The sequence below is a fragment of the Micromonospora sp. II genome (assembly GCF_001709195.1).
GTDB classification, from domain to species: domain Bacteria; phylum Actinomycetota; class Actinomycetes; order Mycobacteriales; family Micromonosporaceae; genus Micromonospora; species Micromonospora chalcea.
In genome coordinates this window covers 259,471-276,733 of sequence record NZ_LYXF01000035.1, presented here as the reverse complement: position 1 = coordinate 276,733, position 17,263 = coordinate 259,471, and the positions used below count along the sequence as shown (strand labels likewise).

Below are 17,263 nucleotides of genomic sequence, written 5' to 3'. Positions count from 1 at the left end.
CCGGACGTCACCCCCAGGGGGTACGACGAAGCGGCGGGCCGCCCCACCGGGACGGCCCGCCGCTTGCGGTCGGTGCGTCGACTCAGCTGAAGGAGTCGCCGCAGGCGCAGGAGTTGCCCGCGTTGGGGTTGTCGATGGTGAAGCCCTGGGCGTCGATCCGGTCGGCGAAGTCGATGGTGGCGCCGGTCAGGTAGGGGGCGCTCATCCGGTCGACGACGACCTCGACACCGTCGAAGTCGGTGACGATGTCACCGTCGAGCGAGCGCTCGTCGAAGAACAGCTGGTACCGCAGGCCGGAGCAGCCACCCGGCTGCACGGCGACCCGGAGCCGCAGGTCGTCGCGGCCCTCCTGCTCGATCAGGGCCTTGACCTTCTGCGCCGCGACGTCGGTGAGGACGACGGTGCTGGGGGCCTTGGCCTCGGTCGACTCGGTCTGCGCTGGCGTGGTCACGTGGAAGTCTCCCTGCGCGGTATAGGTCCGGACGTCCTGGCCAACGCCGCACGTCCGCCAGTGATTCCCGGTGTGGTCCGTTTCGATCGTACGCCGCCGTCGGCGTCACCACCCGGCGGCGTGACCAGCGGAACCGGTCAGCGGCTCCACTGCCCGGCCAGCCGCGCGCCGAGCGCGCGCAGCCCCTCGGCCGGGCGGGTCATCGCCGCGTCCACTCCCCCGCGCTCCTCGCCGCCGAAGTGCTCGACCAGGCTGTACGCGTCGGTCACGCCGGCCGCCGCGGCCTCCCGCCGCCCGGTGCTCACCCGTCCCGCCAGCACCACGCAGGGCACGCCCCGGTCCCGGGCGGCGCTGGCCACGCCGGCGACCACCTTGCCGCGCAGCGACTGGTGGTCGAACGAGCCCTCGCCGGTGATCACCAGGTCGGCGGCGTCGAGCGCGGCGTCCAGCTTCACCGCGCGGGTGACCAGCCCGATGCCCGATTCGCACCGGCCGCCCAGCGCCAGCACGGCCGCGCCGAGGCCGCCCGCGGCGCCGCCGCCGGGCAGCGCGCCCAGCCCGGGCGGGCAGCCCGGCAGCCGCTCGGTAAGCACGTCCGCCCAGCGGGTCAGCGCGGCGTCGAGCAGCAGCACGTCGGCCCGGTCGGCGCCCTTCTGCGGGCCGAAGACGCTGCTCGCGCCGTGCAGCCCGAGCAGCGGGTTGTCCACGTCGGTGGCGGCGACGAGCGTCGCGCCGCGCAGCCGCGGCTCGCCGTCGAGCGCGGCCACCGCGGTGAGCGCCGCGCCGCCGTACGGCAGCGCCCGGCCGGCGTCGTCGAGCGGCGTGACACCCAGCGGTACGAGCATCCCGGCGCCGCCGTCGTTGGTGGCCGAGCCGCCCAGCCCCACCACCACGGTGCGCGCGCCCGCCTCGACCGCGGCGGTGACCAGCAGCCCCAGCCCGTACGAGGTGGTGGCCTTCGGGTCCCGTTCGGCGTCGGAGAGCAGGTGCAGGCCGCACGCCTGGGCGCTCTCCAGGTACGCCGTGCCGTCGTCGGTGAGCAGGATCTCACCGGTGGCCGGGCGGCCCAGCGGGTCGACCGTGGGCACCGGCAGCCGACGCCCGCCGAGCGCGTCGGCGAGCACCTCGACGAACCCCGGTCCGCCGTCGGCCAGCGGCCGGAGCAGCAGTTCGTCGCCGGGGGCGACGTCCCGCCAGCCCTCGGCCACCGCGGCGGCCACCTCGGGGGCGGACAACGTGCCGGCGAACTTGTCCGGGCAGAGCAGCAGGCGCATGCGCAGCAGTGTGGCAGGCCACATCGGGGACGGCTGCGCGGTGGTCGCGCTGTGGGACCATGGGGGCGTGACTTCGACCTGGGTTGAGCCGTCCAACACCGCCACGGCGCTGCTGCTCCTCGGCCGCGGCAGCGACCCCGCCACCGAACGTGGCGTGGAGTGTCCGGGTGATCTTCCCGCGCCGAGCGACCCCGACCTGGTGGCCCGCGCCGCCGCCGCGAAGGCCGCGCTCGGCACGAAGGTGTTCGTGCTGGGGCACCACTACCAGCGCGACGAGGTGATCCAGTTCGCCGACGTGACGGGCGACTCGTTCAAGCTGGCCCGGGAGGCGGCGGCGCGCCCTGATGCGGAGTACATCGTCTTCTGCGGCGTGCACTTCATGGCCGAGAGCGCGGACATCCTCACCTCGGACGCGCAGAAGGTGATCCTGCCCGACCTCGCGGCCGGCTGCTCGATGGCCGACATGGCGGTGCTGTCGCAGGTCGAGGCCGCCTGGGACACGCTCACCGACCTGGGCATCGCGGCGGAGACCGTCCCGGTGACGTACATGAACTCCTCGGCCGACATCAAGGGCTTCGTCGGCCGCAACGGCGGCGTGGTCTGCACCTCGTCGAACGCCAAGCGCGCGCTGGACTGGGCGTTCGAGCAGGGCCGCAAGGTGCTGTTCCTGCCCGACCAGCACCTGGGCCGCAACACCGCGGTGCTGGAGATGGGCTTCTCGCTCGACGACTGCGTGCTCTACGACCCGCACAAGCCGGGCTGCGGGCTGACCGCCGAGCAGCTGCGGGACGCGAAGATGATCCTGTGGCGCGGCCACTGCTCGGTGCACGGCCGGTTCACGCTCGACAGCGTCAACGACGTACGCGAGCGGGTGCCGGGCGTGAACGTGCTGGTGCACCCGGAGTGCCGGCACGAGGTGGTGAACGCCGCCGACCTGGTCGGCTCGACCGAGTTCATCATCAGGACGATCGAGGCGGCCCCGGCCGGCTCGGCGTGGGCGGTGGGCACCGAGCTGAACCTGGTACGCCGGCTCGCGCTGGCCCACCCGGACAAGCAGATCATGTTCCTCGACCGGGCGGTCTGCTACTGCTCGACGATGAACCGGATCGACCTGCCGCACCTGGTGTGGGCGCTGGAGGAGCTGGTCGCCGGCCGCGTGGTGAACCAGATCACCGTCGATCCGGAGACCGCCCGACACGCCCGGTCGGCGCTGGACCAGATGCTCGCGCTTCCGGGAGCGTGATCACCCTCGGTCACCCCACTGGCACGTAAACGCACCGGACACCCCGGTTCGTGCCCTCGCTGGTGATGTGACCGATTCCATTTTCGTCACGGAGGGCTATGCTGCCGGGGCGACGACACACGCGGCCCGTTTTCCCATGACCGCGTTCCGGGTAGCGATGAACTTCGTGCACCCATCACTAGACACGGCAGCACCCAACGCGCTGGAGGTTGCGTTGACCGACGACGTCCTGGTCGTACACGGAGGCACTCCGCTGGAAGGGCGGATCCGCGTCCGCGGCGCGAAGAACCTGGTGTCCAAGGCGATGGTCGCCGCCCTGCTCGGCGACACACCCAGCCGGCTGTTCGACGTGCCGCGTATCCGTGACGTCGAGGTGGTCCGCGGTCTGCTCGGCCTGCACGGCGTCAAGGTCAGCGACGGCGACGAGGAGGGCGAGCTGGTCTTCGACCCCTCGAACGTCGAGAGCGCCAGCACCGACCAGATCAACGTGCACGCCGGTTCCAGCCGGATCCCGATCCTGTTCTGCGGCCCGCTGCTGCACCGGCTCGGCCACGCCTTCATCCCCGACCTGGGCGGCTGCCACATCGGCCCGCGTCCGATCGACTTCCACCTCCAGGCGCTGCGCGAGTTCGGCGCCACCGTCGACAAGACGCCGGAGGGCCTGCACCTGTCCGCGCCCAACGGGCTGCACGGCACGAAGTTCGCGCTGCCGTACCCGAGCGTGGGCGCCACCGAGCAGGTGCTGCTCACCGCGGTGATGGCCGAGGGCGTCACCGAGCTGCGCAACGCGGCGGTCGAGCCGGAGATCATCGACCTCATCTGCGTGCTGCAGAAGATGGGCGCGATCATCAAGGTGCACACCGACCGGGTGATCGAGATCCAGGGCGTCAAAAAGCTGCACGGCTACACCCACCGGCCGATCCCGGACCGGATCGAGGCGGCCAGCTGGGCGGCGGCGGCGCTGGCGACCCGCGGTCACGTCGAGGTGCTGGGCGCCCAGCAGGCCGACATGATGACCTTCCTGAACATCTTCCGCTCGGTCGGCGGCGAGTACGAGGTCACCGACCTGCGCCCGCCGCGCGGCGGCAGCCCCGGCCAGGAGGGCGGCATCCGCTTCTGGCACCCGGGCGGCGAGCTGAACGCGGTGGCGCTGGAAACCGACGTACACCCGGGTTTCATGACCGACTGGCAGCAGCCGCTGGTGGTCGCGCTCACCCAGGCCCGCGGCCTGTCGATCGTCCACGAGACGGTCTACGAGCAGCGGCTCGGCTACACCGAGGCGCTGAACACGATGGGCGCCAACATCCAGGTCTACCGGGACTGCCTCGGCGGCACCCCGTGCCGCTTCGGCCGGCGCAACTTCAAGCACTCCGCGGTGATCGCCGGGCCGAGCAAGCTGCACGCCGCCGACCTGGTCATCCCGGACCTGCGGGCCGGGTTCAGCCACCTCATCGCGGCGCTCGCCGCCGAGGGCACCTCCCGGGTGTACGGCGTGGACCTGATCAACCGCGGCTACGAGGACTTCGAGGCCAAGCTGGCCGACCTCGGCGCGCACGTCGAGCGTCCCTGAGGCGTCCCGTTCACTCGACCGGCCGCGCCCGGTGCACCCGTGATGTGCACCGGGCGCGGCCGGTTGGCTACCCTTGCCGCGTGCCGTCGCTGTTTCGCCGCAAGTCCGCCGACCTCGTCGAGGAGTCCGTCACCACTGTGACGACCGACGAGGAGTCCGCCGCCGCCCGTCCCCGGGGCTACACGCCCAGCAAGAAGGAACTCGGGCAGGTCACGCCGAAGCGCCCGGTCGCCGGCCGCCGGCCGACCGCGCCGGCCAAGCCGCTGACCAAGGAGGAGGCCCGCGCGCAGCGCCGCGCCGCCCGCGCCGAGGCCGCCGCCGAGTTCCGGCGCGAGGGCGGCCCGCGTGACCGGGGGCCCGAGCGGCTGCTGGCCCGCAACGTGGTCGACTCCCGGCGTACGGTCGGCACCTGGTTCTTCGGCGGCGCGCTGATCGTGCTGGTCGGTTCCAACCAGGCCATGCCGCCGATCGTGCGGCTGCTGTCCAACCTGCTGTGGGGCGCGCTGGCGCTCGGCGTGCTGATCGACTCGGTGCTGATCTCCCGGAAGATCAAGCGGCTGGTGCGCGAGCGCTTCCCGAAGAGCACCGAGAAGCTCGGCTCGCTCTACTTCTACGCGATCATGCGGTCGATCACGTTCCGCCGGATGCGCGCTCCCGCGCCCCGGGTGAACATCGGCGACAAGGTCTGACCGGCCCCGCTCCGACATCGGCCCCTTCCCGCTCCGGCGGTGCGGGGCCGTTCTCGTGCGAGGGCCGGCGTCAGTCCACGCCGAGCAGGCGCAGCACCGCTGTGGTGGCCGCCGCCGCGACCACGACCAGCACGAACGGCGCCCGGCGCCAGGCCAGCACCAGGCCGATCAGCACCCCGGCGGGGCGGGCGTACCCGGCGAAGCCACCGGCCTCGGTCAGCGCCGCGGTGGCGGCGAGCGCGGCCAGCAGCGTGGCGGCGCCGACCGGCAGCAGGTGGCGGGCCCATTCGGGCAGGTCCAGCCGGTCCCGCAGCAGCACCCCGGCGACGCGGAAGCCGTAGGTGCCGGCGGCCAGCGCGAGGATCACGGCGATCAGCACGAGACCTCCCCGGCCCGCACGCTCCGATCATCAGCCGCCTCGTCAGCGGTCCGGGGTGGCGCGGCGGGCGGGCGGCGGCGGGCCAGCAGCGGCAGGGCCAGCGCGGCGAGCGCGAGCAGCACCGGCAACCCGGCCGGCAGCAGCGGCGTGGCCAGCACGGCCAGGCCGGCGCCGGTCAGCGCCACCCGGCGGGTCTCCCGGTCGCGCAGGCTGGGCAGCAGCAGCGCGGCCAGCCCGGCCGGGAACGCGGCGTCGAGTCCCAGCGCGGCCGGGTCGCCGGCCGCGCCGCCGGCGAGCACGCCGAGCGCGGTGCCGGTGTTCCAGGCCAGGAAGAGCAGCACCCCGGCGAGCCAGAACGCCCGGCGCCGCCCCGGACCGGCCGGGCGGGCCAGCGCGAACGCGGTCGCCTCGTCGGTCATCAGGTGGCTGCCCAGCAGCCGCTGCCAGCGCCGGGAGCCGAGCGCGCCGCCGAGGGCCAGGCCGAACGGCAGGTGGCGGGCGTTGAGGAGCAGGCCGGCGAGGACCGCCGCGAGCGGACTGCCGGCCACGACGAGCCCCACCGCCATGAACTGGGCGCCACCGGCGTAGACGACCGCGGACATGGCGAGCGTGGCCCAGGCGGGCAGGCCGGCGGCTACCGCCACGGCGCCGAACGACGCGCCCACGGCCAGCATCGCCGCGCCGATGGCGGCGACGTCGCGGAGCACCCGGGCGTCGCCCGTTCGGTATGCCGTACGCATGTCCATTATCCTGAACGCGAGAACGCTTGTTCGTCAAACCGAACAAACCAACCGTTGGAGCGAACACATGGCGATCGACCCCGCTCCCCCACTCGCGACCATCGCCGCCGCGCTACGCCGCGAGCGCGAACGGGCCGGCCTGTCGCTCACCGAGCTGGCCCGCCGCGCCGGCATCGCCAAGTCCACCCTGTCCCAGCTGGAGTCCGGGTCCGGCAACCCCAGCGTGGAGACGCTCTGGGCGCTCGGCGTGGCGCTGGACGTACCGTTCAGCCGCCTGGTCGAACCACCCGCCGCCGCCGTTCGGGTGGTCCGGGCCGGCGAGGGCCCCCGGATCCGCTCCGAGCACGCCGACTTCTCCGCCACCCTGCTCGCCGCCGGAGCGCCGCACGCCCGGCGGGACGTCTACGTGATGGAACTGGAACCCGGCGCGGTACGGATCGCCGAGGCGCACACCCCGCGCAGCGTCGAGCACGTCGTGGTCGCCGCCGGACGGATGCGCGTCGGCCCGGAGACCGACCCGGTCGAGCTGGGACCCGGCGACTACGTCACCTTCCCCGGCGACACCCCGCACCGGTACGAGGCGCTGGCCCCCGGCACGTTCGCCGTACTCGTCATGGAGCACCCGTGACCGCGGCCGGCGCCCGGTAGAGCCGCGCCACGACCTCCTCGATGTCCGGCTCCACGATCGAGATGTCCCGCAGCGTGGCCAGGCCGGCCAGCCCGGCCACCACCTCGGCGACGCTCGCCCGTTCCAGCGCGAAGACCAGCCGACGCCCGTCCGCCTCCACCTGCTGCACCGGCGCCCCGGGCAGCACCGGCGGCTCGGGCAGCGCCGCGTCCAGCTCGGCGACCACCATCCGGCGCGAGCCGTACCGGCGGTGCAGCTCGGCGATCGACCCGTCGTGCACCACCCGCCCGTGGTCGATCACCACGAGCCGCCGGCACAGCCGCTCGATGTCGGCCAGGTCGTGCGTGGTGAGCACCAGCGTGGTGTCGCCGGCCCGGCCCAGCTCGGCCAGGAAACCGCGCACCGCCTGCTTGCTGACCACGTCCAGGCCGATCGTCGGCTCGTCCAGGAACAGCACCTCCGGGCCGTGCAGCAGCGCCGCGGTCAGCTCACCGCGCATCCGCTGACCCAGCGAGAGCTGCCGGACCGGCGTGTCCAGGAACCCGTCCAGGTCGAGCAGGTCCCGGCAGCGGGCCAGCCGGGCCGCGTGCTCGCCGGCCGGCACCCGGTAGACGTGCCGCAGCAGGTCGAACGAGTCCCGCAGCGGCAGGTCCCACCACAGCTGCGAGCGCTGCCCGAACACCACGCCGATGCGCAGCGCCAGCCGGGTCCGGTCGGCCACCGGGCGCAGCCCGCACACCCGGGCCCGCCCCGCCGACGGCGTCAGCACGCCGGTGAGCATCTTCAGCGTGGTCGACTTCCCGGCGCCGTTCGGGCCGATGTAGCCGAGCATCTCGCCGCGCTCCACCCGCAGGTCGACCCCGTCGACGGCGGTCACCGTCCGCTTCTCCCGCCGCAACCGCCCGGCCCGGACCCGGACCGTGAACTCCTTGCGCAGCCCGTCCATCTCGATGACGCTCATGACCCCGTACTCCGGTAGTGACGGACCCCGACGCGCCAGGCCAGGGCGGCCAGCGCCGCCGCGACCACCGCGACGCCCGGCGCGGCCCAGCCCGCCCAGGACGGCAGGCCGAGCGGGTCGGCGCGGCCCAGCAACGCCAGCGCCGGGTGGTAACTGACAAAGGCGAACCCCATCCCGTACGCGAACAACGCGCGGAACCAGCCGCCGTAGACGGTGACCGGGTACGAGGTGAAGTCACGCCCGCCGTAGGTGACCGAGTTGGCCAGCTCGCCCGAGTCGACCCAGTAGAACGACACCGTCGCGGTCAGCACGAAGACCGAGGCGAAGAAGACCACGGCGGCCAGCGGCGCGACGACCGCCAGCGCCACCCGGCCCGGTGTCCAGTCGATCCCCGCCGAGACCAGCGCGAACAGCAGCACGGCGAGCCCGAACACGGCCCGGGACAGCTTACGCAGCGGCAGGTCCATCAGCAGCAGCTGCGGCAGCGCGCCGAGCGGACGGACCAGCACCGCGTCGAACAGGCCGGTGCGCACGTACCGGGGAAGCCGTTCGATGTTGCCGACCAGCAGGTCGGCGGTGGCGAAGCCGCACGCCGACAGCCCGACCACGACGAGCGTCTCGCGCAGCGTGAAGCCGCCCAGCTCCCGCGTCACACCGAAGATCACCAGGACCGTGACCACGTCGAACACCGTCGCGCCCACGTTGCCGACCAGGTCCACCACGAACGACGTGCGGTACGCCGCCTGCGAACGCGCCTGCGCGCCGAGCAGCGCCCGGTACGCCCGCAGTTCAGCCGCCCCGGGCGCGCTGTCGCGCTCAGCCACCCTGGGCGCGCTGTCGCGCTCAGCCACCCTGGACCACCAGGCGGCGCTCGGCGCGGCGCTGCACCAGCCGGCACAGCGCCAGCAGCGCCACCACCCAGGCGGCCTGCACCCCGACCAGGGCGAGACCGGTGGACATCGGCTCCCGCTCCACCAGCACGTCCAGCGGCACCTGCAGGATGCTGGGGAACGGGGTCGCGTACCGCAGGACCGTCTCCAGCGGGCCGGGCAGGAACCCGAGCGGGAAGTAGAGCCCGGCCAGCACGCCCGAGCCGAGCGTCCACAGGATCATCGGCCCTCGGACGTCCTGCAGCCAGTACGCGGTGGCGTTCACCAGGTAGCGGCAGCCGAAGCAGACCACCACCGCGAGCAGCACGGAGAGCAGGAACAGCGGCACCGTTGCCCAGTGCCGGGGCACGTACACCGCGAAGAAGAACGGGCCGATCACCAGCGGCGGCACCAGCCGGGCCAGCGCCGCGAACCCGGCCCGGCCCAGGTCGGTGGCGAGGTAGCTGGTCACCGGGTGCACCGGTCGCAGCAGGTCGGCGGCCACCTCACCGGTACGGATCCGGTCCGCCAGGTCGGTCCAGCCCCAGATGGCGATCACCGCCAGCAGCCCCTGGCCGGCCCAGACGAACGTGGCGAGCTGCGCCCTGTCGTAGCCGGCCACGGTGCCGGCCGCGCCGGTCGCGGCGAGGAAGATGTAGCAGCGCAGGAAGCCGAACACGGTGTTGGTGAACAGCCCCGCCACGGCGGCCTGACGGTAGGTCGCGTGCCGCCGGAACCCGGCCGCCGCGATCGCGCCGAATGTCCGAAACCATGGGGTAACGTGTGCGCCGGTGGGTGGTGCCACAGTGGCGGTGACCGAGCCCACGCCGTTACCCTCCTTCCGCAGCCACGACGTGCTGGACCGGGCGACTGTACCGGCACGTCCGGCGCCCCAGCGCGCGAATTTCCAATGAGGTGACACCGCCGTGAGCGAGCGACGCGAGCCGGCCCCGGGGCCGTCCCGCGCGAGCGGCCGGAGGGGTTGCCGATGAGTGGCTGGGGGAGCTGGCGCGAGCCGGCCGAACCGGCCTGGGCCGCCGAGCCCACCCACGAGTGGCAGCCGCAGTTCCCGGGGCAGCGCTACCCGGGTGACATCGGCATCGAGAACCTGACGCCGCGCCGCCGTACCGTGGTCGGCCGCGCCGAGGTACGCCCGGTCAGCCCCGCGCCCGACGCCGACCCGTACCCGGTCAGCCCAGCAGGCGCGCACCCGGTCAGCCCGGCCGGGTTCCACCCCGTCAGTCCCGCGCCCGACACCGATCCGTATCCGGTCAGCCCGGCCGGCGCGAACCCGGTCAGTCCCGCCGGATTCCACCCGGTCAGCCCGGCAGGTCCGCACGGCCCGCACCCCGCCGGCCCGGTGGGACCCGCGGGTCCGCGCGACGCGTACCCCGTCAGTCCGGCCGGCCCACGCGGCACGTACCCGACCAGTCCGGCCGGCCCGCGCGGCACGTACCCGACCAGTCCAGCCGGCCCACGCGGCACGTACCCGACCAGTCCAGCAGGCCCACATGGCACGTACCCGACCGGTCCGGCCGGTCCGCGCGGGGCCGAGCAGCCGGGGTCCGGCGGTCCACGCGGTGGCGGCCCGGCCGGTCCGGCCACGTCCCGCGGGGCGTACCCGGCCGGGCCCACGGATCACGGCGGCCAGCGCCCCGCCGGCAGCCCTCCGTACGACCGCCGCGGGCACCCCGCGGACGGGCGGCGGCCCTGGCCGGAGGATCGGCGCCGCACCGGCCCGCCCACGCCGCCCGAGCAGCGGCTCGACCAACGCTGGGTACGCCCCGAGGCCGCACCGCGCCGGCCGTCCCAGCCCGGCTGGATGCCGGAGCCGAACGAGTTCCCGCACCATGGCGAGCGCCGGGCCGACCGCCCGCACCAGGCCGACGGACGCCGCGCCCCGGTCGAGGGCCCGCCTGCCGTGTCGGAACAGCGGTGGGGCTCGGCGTCCGACGCGCGGCGGGACCATTCCCCCGCCGGGCGCCGCGAGTCCATGCCCGACGGACGCCGCGACCGCTTCCCGGACGAGCGCCGGGAGCCGCCGTCCGACGGGCGGCGTGACCACGGCGCCGGGCGCCCGGCCGATCGGCGCGACGACGCCGTGCCGCCGCTGGAGCGGGGCGCGGCCGGGTGGGGCCAGCCGGGCCGGGACGGTTGGCGCGGCACCGACGGTGACGGCTGGCGTGACCCGAGCCGGCGTCCCCCGGCGGAGCGGCGTGAGCCGGTGGACGGCCGGCCCTTGGCAGACGGACGTGCGCCGGGCCGGGAGGCCGCCGCGTACCCGGAGACCCAGCGCCGGGCGCCCGAGAACGGGCCTCCGCAGACCGAGCCCGACCGGTACGGCGCACCGCGTCCCGGCGCCGACCAGCGGTGGCAGGGTCAGCGCCCGCCGGTCGACCGGTCCCGCCCGCACCAGGGCGAGTGGCCCATCATCGAGCCGCGGCCCCGTCCCGAGACGGACACGCGCCGGCCGGACGAACAGCAGCGCCCACCCGTGGAGCGGCCGGCGCCGCAGCGGTACCCGATGCCGCCGTCCGACGCCACCCGGCCGCCCACCGTGATGCCCCGTCCCGAGCCCAGTCGGCCACAGCCGGATGCCGCCGCCCGCCCCGAGACCCGTGCCCCGCAGTGGCCGGTGCGGCCGGACGAGCGCAGGTCGGCACCGCCCGACGAGCGCAGGTCGGCGCCGCCGGTGCAGTGGCCGGTGCGGCCGGCCGGTCACCCGCCGCCCCGGGTCGCCGACGGCCGGGAGACGGCACCTGTCGAGCCGGCCGCACACACCCGTCCCGACGACCGTCCCCGGGTCGCCCCGGTACGGCCCGATCCGGTGCCGCCGCCGGCCACGCCCGGGCGTTCCGGGGAGGGCTCGGCCGCGCCTCGGACCGGCGACACCCCGCGTCCGGCACCTCCTGCGCCGCAGGCCGGCGTGCCCGTCGCGGACGCTCCCGTTTCCGGAGCGCTCGCCCCCGCCGCGCCGCAGGCCGACATGCCTGGTGCGGGCAGCCCCGCTTCCGGCGCGGTCACCCCCGTTCCGCCTCCTTCCGACGCGCACGTCTCCCGTGCGCCCACGTCCGGAGCGCCCACTTCTGGAGCGCAGCGTCCGGGTGGCGCGGCACCGACGGACCGGAGCGAGGGCGCGGCCCGGCCCACGCCGTCGCAGGACGGGACCGCCGAGCGTCACGGCCCGCCTTCTTCCGACCCGGTGAACGCGGCGCAACCCGCGAGGGCTCGCCCGGCACCGCCTGCCTACTCCGGTTCCGTGCCCGCACAGCAGACCGCGGGCAGGCCGCCCGTACCCACACCGGCCGAGCAGCTACCCGACGTCAGGCCCGCCGACTCGGTGGAGCACCCGGCCCCGATCGCGCCCCGGCCAGTCGTGGAGAGCGGCGCCGTCGGCGAGCCCGAGGCCGGACCGGACGCCGAGGCCAAGCCGTCGGATGTGGATGCCGGTCGTCGGCGCGAGTCCGAGGTGGAGGTTTCGTCCACCTCGGCCCCTGATGCCGACCGGCCCTACGCCGACGCCAGTGCCCGTCCCGCGCCCGGCACAGGACGGACGGAACCCGGCCCGGCTGTCGACCGGACCGGCGAGCCATCGGAGCGAGCCGAGCCTCCCCGCCCGGGGGCGACAACCGCTCCGCCCTCCCCGGCCACGGACTCCGGCGCCGAGGCATGGTTCCGTCCCAGCCAGCCCGCCGCCCCCGCCCAGACACCGGAACCGCCGGAGATCTTGGAAGATTCCGGCCCTCCTGGGGGCCATTTCGTACCAAGATCTCCGGCAGACCGGGCCCAGCCGGCGACGATTCGTACCCCCGAGGTGGCCGAGGCCGGGTCCGGTACCGGCTCGACGCCGCCCGCTACCGGCGTCACCACGCCATCCGACGCCGCAACCAGCGACGCCACACCGAGCGCCCCTGCCGCCACCGACATCAGCACCAACGCAAACACCGACACCGACGAATCCACGAGCACCGCGGACCCGGCGGCCGGACACCTGGACACACCGGACGGGACCGCTTCCGGCGGGGAGAACGCGGGCAACCGCATGCCCGCCACCGGCACGTCCGCCGACACCGGAAGCGGCCGGCCGGTCACCGACGTCGAGCCGCCGGTCACTGTGGATGCCGGGCAGGACGCCACGGATTCAGAGGCTGGCGGCGGGAGCCAGACAGCCGGCGGGCCGGGCGGGGCCGGTCACGTCGAGGAACCGGCCACCACACCGGAGCCGACCGGCAGCATCCGGGCCGACGCCGACATCACCGCCGCGCCACTGGAGTCTCCGGGCAGCCGAGCCGAAGCCGACCTCACGAGCATCGCGACCCCGCAATCGGCACCCGCCGGCACCGAGCCCGCCGGCATCACGATCCCGCAGCCGCAGGCCGCCGACACCCCGGCCACCGCGCCCGGCGAGGACTCCGACGGCGAGACCGCACCGACCGGTGACCCGGACCGCGCCCCCGCCGAGCCCGCGGCCGGCGGCAAGCCCGCACCCGACACCGACACCACAACCGTCGACCCGGAGCACGACCGCGAGCCCGCACCACCCGAGCCCGCCGACGAGCCGACCGCTCAGACCGACGACGCGCCGACTCCCCGTACCGAAGAAGCGGACACCGAAGCGGACGCCGAACCGGCCGGACCGCCGCCGCCCCCGGCGGACCCGGAGCAGGCCCTCGCCGCGGTCGGCTGGCGGCTGGATCCGCGTACGCTGCGCGAGGAGGCGCCCGATCCGGCGCAGTTGCGGCTGATCCGGGACGGCCTGACCGGCAAGCTCGACACCACACTGGACAACCGTGGCCGGGCCCGGCTGCTGAGCCTGCGCGCGGTGGCGTCGCGGATCCTCGGCGACCTGGACGACGCGCTCGGGGACGCGCGGCTGGCAGTCACGTACGCGGAGACGACGGGTGAGCTGCGGCGTACCGCGTTGGCCCGGGCCCGTCTCGCGGAGGCGCTGCGGTGGCGGGGTGACCACGCGGAGGCCGACCGGCTCTTCGCCGAGACGAACTCGCCGGAGCTGCCGGACCCGCTGCGCGCGTTGCTGCACGAGCACGCCGGGCGGAGCTGCTACGACCAGGGACGGCTGACCGAGGCGTGCCTGCACTTCGAGAGGGCGCTGGACCTGCGCCACGGCGAGGACGCGGCGATGAACGCGCGCGTCGAGGTGGCGCTGGACGCGGTCGCGGAGCGGGCCGCCGCCGACGGTTTCGGTCCGGCCCCGCGCCGGCCCGAGGAGGTGCTCGGCGCGCCGCGTCTCCCGGTGGCGACGTTCGACGAGGAGCAGCAGCTCTGGGGGTACGCGAACGCCGACGGCGAGATGGTGATCGCGCACCGGTACGCCGAGGTGCAGCCGTTCCACGAAGGGCTGGCCTGGGTACGCCGTCCGGAGGCGTCCCGCTGGGCGCTGATCGACACGTCCGGCGCGGCGCTGATCGAGGCGAACAACGGCTACCGGGCGGTGGGCGCCTTCTCCGAGGGGCTGTCCTGGGTGTCGATGGACGGCAAGGGCCGCTGGATGGCCGTGGACCGGATGAACATCGTGCGGATCCCGCCCGGGTACGAGGAGGTCAGGTCGTTCCGCAACGGACTGGCGGCGGTACGGCAGAACGGCGGCTGGGGCGCGGTGGACCTCACCGGCGAGGTGGTGGTGCCGACCCGGTACCACGGTCTCGGCACGCCGCTGGCCGACGGACGGAAGGTGGACGGGTTCACCGCCGACGGCCTGGCCGTGGTCGAGCTGGCCGGCCGCCGGGGCGTGGTGGACCGCGCCGGGCGGGTGGTGGTCACGCCGGCGTACCCGACTGTGGTGGTGCATCCGGTGGCGTTCATGGTCGCCACGGAGTCGGGCCGGTGGGGCGCGCTGGACCGGCGCGGCGACCCGCTCATCGACCCGGTGCATCCCGGCCGCGCGGCGGTGGTAGCGGAGATCGACCGTCTGCTCGCCGACGCCAGCCCGGTGCTCTGACCCGCGCCCGGCGGGGAGCGCCGGACGGCGGTCGCCACCGGGCAGGACTAGGGTCGGGAGCATGGAATTCCGTCACCTGGGCCGCTCCGGCCTGATGGTCAGCGAGATCTCGTACGGCAACTGGATCACCCACGGCTCACAGGTCGAGGAGGACGCCGCGCTCGCGTGCGTCCGCGCCGCTCTCGACAGCGGCATCACCACGTTCGACACCGCCGACGTGTACGCCGGCACCCGGGCCGAGTCGGTGCTCGGCCGCGCGCTCAAGGGTGAGCGCCGGGAAGGGCTGGAGATCTTCACCAAGGTCTACTGGCCGACCGGGCCGGGCCGCAACGACAGGGGCCTGTCCCGCAAGCACATCATGGAGTCGATCGACGGCTCGCTGCGCCGCCTGCAGACCGACCACGTCGACCTCTACCAGGCCCACCGGTACGACTACAGCACGCCGCTGGAGGAGACGATGGAGGCCTTCGCCGACGTCGTACGCTCCGGCAAGGCGCACTACATCGGCGTCTCCGAGTGGAAGGCGTCGCAGCTGCGCGAGGCGCACGCGCTCGCCCGTGAGCTGCGCATCCCGCTGATCTCCAACCAGCCGCAGTACTCGATGCTGTGGCGGGTCATCGAGACCGAGGTGATCCCGGCCAGCGAGGAGCTGGGCATCGGTCAGATCGTCTGGTCGCCGATGGCGCAGGGTGTGCTGTCCGGCAAGTACCTGCCGGGCCAGCCGCCGCCCGCCGGCTCCCGCGCCACCGACGAGAAGTCCGGCGCGAACTTCATCGCGCGGTTCCTCAACGACGACGTGCTCACCCGGGTGCAGCGGCTCAAGCCGCTGGCCGAGCAGGCCGGGCTGACGATGGCGCAGCTCGCCGTCGCGTGGGTGCTGCAGAACCCGAACGTCGCCTCGGCGATCGTCGGCGCGTCCCGGCCCGAGCAGGTGCACGACAACGTGAAGGCGGCGGGCGTGAAGCTCGACGCCGACCTGCTGAAGGCGATCGACGAGATCGTCGAGCCGGTCACCGAGCGGGACCCGGCGAAGACCGAGAGCCCGGCGCAGCGTCCGTGACGTCGCGTCGTTCCCGGGCCGGCTCGCTCCGGCCCGGGAACGGCCGGTCGGCTACTGCCAGAAGCGGATCAGGGCGTAGCCGATCTGGTACAGCTCCCGCGGCAGCCCGAGCGCGTCGCCGACGGCGAACACCGCGCCGAAGAACGCCCGGTTGATCTGCGGGCTCCACAGCAGCGCGAACAGCAGGATGAAGCCGTACGGGGCGAACAGGTCGTACATCCGCCGGTAGGCGGGGCTGAGCCAGGGCTGGAGCATGTTGCCGCCGTCCAGGCCCGGTACCGGCAGCAGGTTGAGCACGCTGGCGGTGAGCTGGAGGAACGCGAGCAGCCCGACACCGGCCCAGAACTCCAGCGGCCCGCCCAGCTCGGGGCCCCACGCCACCGCGGCCACCAGCACCAGCGTGAACAGCACGTTTGTGGCCGGCCCGGCCAGGCTGACCAGCGTGTGCCGCAGCCGGCCGGGGATGGCGTGCCGGTCCACCCAGACCGCGCCGCCGGGCAGGCCGATGCCGCCGAGCAGCACCACGACCACCGGCAGCACGATCGACAGCAGCGGGCTGGTGTACTTCAGCGGGTTGAGCGTCAGGTAGCCCCGGTGGGCGATGTCCCGGTCACCGGCCCGGTACGCGACCACGGCGTGGGCGTACTCGTGCAGGCACAGTGAGACCAGCCAGCCGGAGACCACGAAGAGGAACACGTCGAACCGGACGTTGCCGTACCTGTTCCAGGCCATCACCCCGCTGGCCACGAAGAGCGCGACCAGGGCCAGGAAGATCGGGCTCGGCCGGAACGCCGCCCGGGGCACGCCGAGGACCAGCGGCTCGCCGGGACGGTCGTAACCGGTCATTCGGCCGGGGGTTGCAGGCTCATCCGGTAGTCCACCCGGTCGTCCTCGACCAGCACGACGGTGGTGACGCCGGATGCCGCGAGCTCCCGCCAGGTCTGGCCGATCCACGACTCGGCGTCCGCCTGGCTCGTGAACGACTCGTCCGGCCCGTCGACCGCGTCGCCGTTCGTGCCCTCGTACCGCCAGCTCCACGCCATGCCGCGTCTCCCCTCGCCGCCGTCGTCCCGCAGGACGCCAAACCTCCGCAAGCCTAGTCGCCCGCCCACGACGCTTCACCCCTCGACCGGCGCGGGCCGACGCGCGGGTGCCCGCAAGGTTCGGCCGTCACCAGCGGGGTATCCACGCCGGACGTCGTCAGCGAGGGAGGACACCATGCGGCCGTTGCGGGAGATGGACACCGAGGAGATACGGGCGATGGCGGTACGCGGCGGCATCGAGGCGGCCCACGAGATGGACCGGGAGGAGCTGCTCGACGCGCTTCTCGCCCGCCCCGGCGAGGGAGCCTGGCAGGAGGATCCGAAGCCGGTTGACGTGAATCCCAACGACTATCGCTTCGAGGCCCCCGAGCGCCGACCGCGATGAGCCACCTCTCAC

The 17,263-nt window shown here is 74.4% G+C and carries 16 protein-coding genes; 7 read left to right on the top strand and 9 right to left on the bottom strand.

The genetic code is table 11. The annotated features are described in order from the left end of the window. Positions 1–82 precede the first annotated feature (82 nt). Both erpA and A8711_RS19175 read right to left on the bottom strand, forming a co-directional pair. Positions 83–451: an iron-sulfur cluster insertion protein ErpA gene (gene erpA, locus A8711_RS19180; RefSeq protein WP_043329360.1), complete on the bottom strand. Its 369-nt coding sequence runs from the start codon at positions 449–451 to the stop codon at positions 83–85. Between the two features lie 137 nt (positions 452–588). Further along, positions 589–1,749: a glycerate kinase gene (locus tag A8711_RS19175; protein ID WP_176722835.1), complete on the bottom strand. Its 1,161-nt coding sequence runs from the start codon at positions 1,747–1,749 to the stop codon at positions 589–591. Positions 1,750–1,792: 43 nt separating this feature from the next. On the opposite strand from A8711_RS19175, the gene nadA reads away from it, so the two are divergent. From nadA to A8711_RS19160, 3 genes are all read left to right on the top strand, one after another. Beyond that, complete coding sequence (nadA, locus tag A8711_RS19170; RefSeq protein ID WP_176722834.1) at positions 1,793–2,968, top strand: quinolinate synthase NadA; 1,176 nt, start codon at positions 1,793–1,795, stop codon at positions 2,966–2,968. A gap of 214 nt (positions 2,969–3,182) precedes the next feature. Further along, positions 3,183–4,538 carry a UDP-N-acetylglucosamine 1-carboxyvinyltransferase gene (gene murA / locus A8711_RS19165; RefSeq protein WP_030500128.1) on the top strand — a complete coding sequence of 452 codons (1,356 nt, stop codon included), beginning with the start codon at positions 3,183–3,185 and terminating at the stop codon, positions 4,536–4,538. A gap of 80 nt (positions 4,539–4,618) precedes the next feature. Continuing rightward, complete coding sequence (locus tag A8711_RS19160) at positions 4,619–5,227, top strand: DUF3043 domain-containing protein (protein ID WP_043329355.1); 609 nt, start codon at positions 4,619–4,621, stop codon at positions 5,225–5,227. 70 nt (positions 5,228–5,297) lie between these two features. Here A8711_RS19160 and A8711_RS19155 read toward each other — a convergent pair whose 3' ends face one another. Together A8711_RS19155 and A8711_RS19150 are read right to left on the bottom strand one after the other, a co-directional pair. After that, complete coding sequence (locus tag A8711_RS19155) at positions 5,298–5,606, bottom strand: AzlD domain-containing protein (protein WP_069088991.1); 309 nt, start codon at positions 5,604–5,606, stop codon at positions 5,298–5,300. Continuing rightward, on the bottom strand, positions 5,600–6,346 hold the full coding sequence (locus A8711_RS19150; RefSeq protein WP_069088990.1) for an AzlC family ABC transporter permease: 747 nt from the start codon (positions 6,344–6,346) through the stop codon (positions 5,600–5,602). The genes A8711_RS19155 and A8711_RS19150 overlap by 7 nt, the downstream gene beginning before the upstream one ends. Before the next feature lie 67 nt (positions 6,347–6,413). Between A8711_RS19150 and A8711_RS19145 the strand changes: the two genes are divergently transcribed. Next, positions 6,414–6,974, top strand: a complete 561-nt coding sequence (locus tag A8711_RS19145; RefSeq protein WP_043329354.1) for a helix-turn-helix domain-containing protein — start codon at positions 6,414–6,416, stop codon at positions 6,972–6,974. Here the strand turns inward: A8711_RS19145 and A8711_RS19140 are convergent. Genes A8711_RS19140 through A8711_RS19130 form a run of 3 tightly spaced genes read right to left on the bottom strand, consistent with a single transcriptional unit; the run spans position 6,958 to position 9,630 of the window. Continuing rightward, on the bottom strand, positions 6,958–7,935 hold the full coding sequence (locus A8711_RS19140) for an ATP-binding cassette domain-containing protein (RefSeq protein ID WP_069088989.1): 978 nt from the start codon (positions 7,933–7,935) through the stop codon (positions 6,958–6,960). The genes A8711_RS19145 and A8711_RS19140 overlap by 17 nt on opposite strands. Next, positions 7,932–8,759 (bottom strand): ABC transporter permease, encoded by an 828-nt coding sequence (locus tag A8711_RS19135; RefSeq protein ID WP_233607770.1) that lies wholly within the window; start codon positions 8,757–8,759, stop codon positions 7,932–7,934. Before A8711_RS19135 ends, A8711_RS19140 begins: the two co-directional genes overlap by 4 nt. 19 nt (positions 8,760–8,778) lie before the next feature. Next, positions 8,779–9,630, bottom strand: a complete 852-nt coding sequence (locus A8711_RS19130; protein ID WP_064448306.1) for an ABC-2 family transporter protein — start codon at positions 9,628–9,630, stop codon at positions 8,779–8,781. Positions 9,631–9,792: 162 nt separating this feature from the next. On the opposite strand from A8711_RS19130, the gene A8711_RS33190 reads away from it, so the two are divergent. Continuing rightward, positions 9,793–14,763, top strand: a complete 4,971-nt coding sequence (locus A8711_RS33190) for a WG repeat-containing protein (RefSeq protein ID WP_369830117.1) — start codon at positions 9,793–9,795, stop codon at positions 14,761–14,763. Between the two features lie 61 nt (positions 14,764–14,824). After that, a complete protein-coding gene (locus A8711_RS19120; protein ID WP_030500117.1) occupies positions 14,825–15,823 on the top strand; it encodes an aldo/keto reductase family protein in 999 nt (332 codons plus the stop codon). Positions 15,824–15,874: 51 nt separating this feature from the next. Here the strand turns inward: A8711_RS19120 and A8711_RS19115 are convergent, their stop codons facing one another. Both A8711_RS19115 and A8711_RS19110 read right to left on the bottom strand, forming a co-directional pair. Further along, on the bottom strand, positions 15,875–16,669 hold the full coding sequence (locus tag A8711_RS19115; RefSeq protein ID WP_043329346.1) for a site-2 protease family protein: 795 nt from the start codon (positions 16,667–16,669) through the stop codon (positions 15,875–15,877). Further along, positions 16,666–16,866, bottom strand: coding sequence for a hypothetical protein (locus A8711_RS19110; RefSeq protein WP_043329344.1), 201 nt, complete (start codon positions 16,864–16,866; stop codon positions 16,666–16,668). The genes A8711_RS19115 and A8711_RS19110 overlap by 4 nt, the downstream gene beginning before the upstream one ends. A gap of 175 nt (positions 16,867–17,041) precedes the next feature. On the opposite strand from A8711_RS19110, the gene A8711_RS19105 reads away from it, so the two are divergent. Further along, the gene (locus A8711_RS19105) at positions 17,042–17,251 is read left to right on the top strand and encodes a hypothetical protein (RefSeq protein ID WP_018785377.1); all 210 of its coding nucleotides are present in this window, start codon (positions 17,042–17,044) and stop codon (positions 17,249–17,251) included. Positions 17,252–17,263 lie beyond the last annotated feature (12 nt).